The sequence below is a fragment of the Kitasatospora sp. NE20-6 genome (assembly GCF_045862635.1).
Genome location: NZ_BPRL01000139.1, coordinates 1 through 3,633, shown reverse-complemented (window position 1 = coordinate 3,633; position 3,633 = coordinate 1). Strand labels below are relative to the sequence as shown.

Annotated in this window: 1 protein-coding gene; it reads left to right on the top strand. The window is 71.0% G+C overall.

Going from position 1 to position 3,633, the window contains the following annotated elements; genetic code table 11:
• The coding region (locus SNE206_RS39755) for a hypothetical protein (RefSeq protein ID WP_407918469.1) at positions 1-3,633 on the top strand (3,633 nt) is incomplete at both ends.

Sequence of the window (3,633 nt, the reverse complement as noted above, 5' to 3'; positions counted from 1 at the left end):
AGGTGGAGTTCGCGCGGGCGTGGGCGCCGGAGTGGGACGCGGGTGAGCTGCGGTACCTGAAGGAGCGTCTGGCGGCGAAGTTCGCCCCGGAGGCGTTGGTCAACCATGCGGACGTGCTGCTGCAGCCCGGTGGGCTGAAGGACCGGATGCACCGCCCGGTGCAGGGCGGGACCGAGATCATCACCGTCCAGGTCACCGCCGTACGGCTGGACCAGAACCCGACCACCGGCCGAACCGAATCGGCCGACATAGAAATCTTCCCGGTCGCCTTCTCCGGAACGAACGGCACCGACTCCGTCGCCACCTCCCTCAACCTGAGCGGCGGGCTCAGCGCCGCCGTCGGCCTCGGCCTGCGTACCGGCAGCGCCCTTCGCGTGGCGCTGCCCTCACTCGGCCTGTCCACGGCCGCCAACTGGTCCGCGGGCACCGGCGTGCGGGCCTCGGGCCTTCAGTCGCACGGCGTGCTCTACAGCGGCCCGGCCCGTACCTTCGACTACCGCGTCGCCTACCGTGTCAAGGTATCGATCAAGCACGTCGCCGGCCCTGCCTCCTTCGCGGACTGGCCCAAGATCGCCGCCAACCGGATCGGCGCCCTGCTCAAGCCTCCGGCCCGCGGGGGCACCACCGGCCAGGTCCGGCACGGCCGCGTCGAGGGAGGCGAGGCCTCTCTGACCTACGACGTGCGCGGCCAGGCGGGGAACGACTACCGGATGCGTCTGGTCGTCCCGGAGCCGCTCACGGCGGACACCCCGTACACCGCCGGCACCGCGGGCAGTCGCATCGAGCACCCGTACGCCCAGCCGATCGTCGGCCGCGCGGACGGCGGCGGCAGGCCGACCGTCCACCTGGCGGACCTCCCGCAGGACCTGCGCGACGCCTACACCCCGCTCGACGGCGAGGACGTGGTGATGGAGACCATCGGCTCCCGGCACGTCGAGGCGGAACTGCTCAGGCTGCTGGCCCAGGTCGGGATCGGCGCCGACGCGGCAGGCGACATCACCTGGACCACGTCCGACGCCGTGCTGCTCGTGGGCGCGCACCTCCGCGGGCCGTCCGCGATCACCGCGACCGTGGTCAAGCAGGGCTTCATCCGGGACAGGCGGGCACTGGTCCGCATCGAGGGCTTCCCGGTCCGGGGGCAGCGGACCGATCGGGGGCTGTCCACGTCCAAGCTGGACTACGTCGAGGGCGGCGTCAGCGTCTCCGGGACCGAGGGCACCGGCCGGAGCTCCGCGTTCAGCGCCGCCGTGGGCTTCGGCACGGTGGCCGGCGGCGTGGGCGGCACCACCCAGACGGCCTTCCCCGGGATCTCCTACACGCGCGCCTCCGGCACCGGCACGGCCCGCACCACCAGCCTGGCGCCTGTCGTCGGCAGCATGTCGATCGTCCCCGGCCAGTACGACGAGCACAGCGCCGACATGGTCTACCGGGTCACCGTGATCAGCCGCGCCAAGAACATGTTCGGCGGGAAACTCCCCCGGGTCGCCGCTTCCCTGATCGAGGTCACCGACGGCATCCGCTACCTGCGGCCCACGAAGCCCGTCACGGACCCGCACGACCCGGAGGTGCGGACCGCCGCGAACGAGGCCGTAGGCCGGCCCACCGTGATCCGCCGTGAGGCCTTGCTCGGGCAGGGCTCCACCAACGTTCCGATCCACCGGCAGGGCACCGACCGGGTCGTCAGCACCCTGCCGGCGACCCCGGAGGACCATGCTGCCGCGGTCGCCCTGCGCCCGCACCGCACGGTGACGGCCGAACCGCTGGTGCCCCTCACGGCGCTTACCGAGCGGCTGCTTGTACAGCCCGCACCGGGCGTCACCGGGGACGGTAACCCGCTGCTGGATGCGATCCAGAAGCTGCTGCGAGACGTCGCGCCCACCGGGCTGGAGGCGTACTGGCTGGTCGAGGGCGCCGGCCAGGCGATCCGGCCGGTGCGATCCAGCCTGGCCGGCCTGCTGGACCTCAAGTCCGCCGAGGTCCTGGTGGACGTCATGCTCGGCTCCGGTCTCGTCCTGCACACCACCCGCTCCGGCCCGCTGCACCACGAGGAGATCACACTCCGCCTGGAAGCCCGCCGGGATCCGGACAACAAGGGTTACTACTTCCTCGAGAGCGTGGCCGACACCCACCTCGCAGTCTTCAAGGAACGCTCGAACACGACCGCCACAGGCCTGTCCGCCTCCCGCGGCAGTGGCTTGTCGATCAGCACCAGAGCGGGTGAGAGCATGCCCACCGGCACGGCCGGTGGCCGCCTCAACGCTGCCGCCGTGACCGTCGGGGCGTCCGTGGGCGTCTCCCAGGGGACGGGCCGCTCCCGCACCCGCACCGAAGCCGTCCGCAACGAGATCGGGATCTCCGGGACGGGCGACCGGTATGCAGGCGACCTGCGGATCGACATCACGGTGGTTCGCACGAACGTCCCGTCCCGGTTTGCGAACACGATCGGCCTGACCGTTCCCGACAAGCTGTCGCTGACCGCCGGGCGGCTCGACCTGGGCAAGGTCTCGGGGCGGACCTCGGTGACGCTGACCGAACGGGTCGTCATGCCGGAATCGGCGCATGCGCCCGACCTCCAGCCGTACCTGGCCTCCGCCGACGACGTCGGGGTCCGGGAAGTGCCGGTCGACACCGGTGCGGCCGCGCTCGGCACACCACTTGTGCTGACACAGCAGCACGTGATGGACCGCCAGGTATTCGCGATGGGATTCGATCACGAGAAGATCCAGGTGCTCGCCGACGAAGTGATGAAGCGGCTCGGCGGGAACGCCCCGACCCTGGCCGGCACCAGGAGCTCAGCTGCGGCCCGGATGGTGAGCCACGGCTCACGCACCCAGGACGCCGTGTATGCCCTGCTGTCGCAGCCGATGCTGACCGGCGAACTCGACCAGCTGCTCGGCGCGGCCGGCCTGACCTCGCCGGTGCTGGTGCGCGAGGGAGGCCTGTTCACCGATACGCACGCGATGCTGCGGATCAGCATCGAGCCGATAGCCCCGAAGGCTGGCAAGTATCTTCACGCCAACCTGAATTCGGACACGGTCGACTTCGTCGAAGCAGGCCTCAGCCGTTCGGCCGGAAGCAGCCGGGGACTGAGCGTCTCGGCGGCCGTGACCACCACCTCCGGCAGCCTGGACGCCAACCTCCCGCCCGGCGCATCCGACGCCCAGAACCCCATCGCCACGGTGAGCGTCGGGGTCGACCAGAGCACGGGTGCCAGCGGCTCCTTCAACACCAAGGACATGTCGCGGGTCACCTCCAGGGGACGGAGCGTGCCGTGGTTGACGGTCCGGACGGACCTGCTGGTGCGGGTGTCGTTGGAGGCGCGCAACCGCCGCGGCCGACTGGACCTGCCGGGCGGCCGGATGGAGATGGCGTTCCACGTGCGACAGGGTCTGGAGCTGGCCCTCGCGCCGGAGGCCGTGCTGGAGATGTTGGATGCGCGGGAGGTGTTCGCGCACGGTGTGCCGACGCCGTCGGGTTTCTTTGTGCCGGTGAAGGGTGTGGGGGGTTTTGCGGATGACGGTGCGGTGCAGTTGCGGGCGGCGTTCGGGTTTCCGGTGGTGGGGAATGCGGTGGTGGTGCATGTGCATACCGATGGTGGGGGGCGGTTCCTGGTCGGGAACAGGGCGTTGGGTG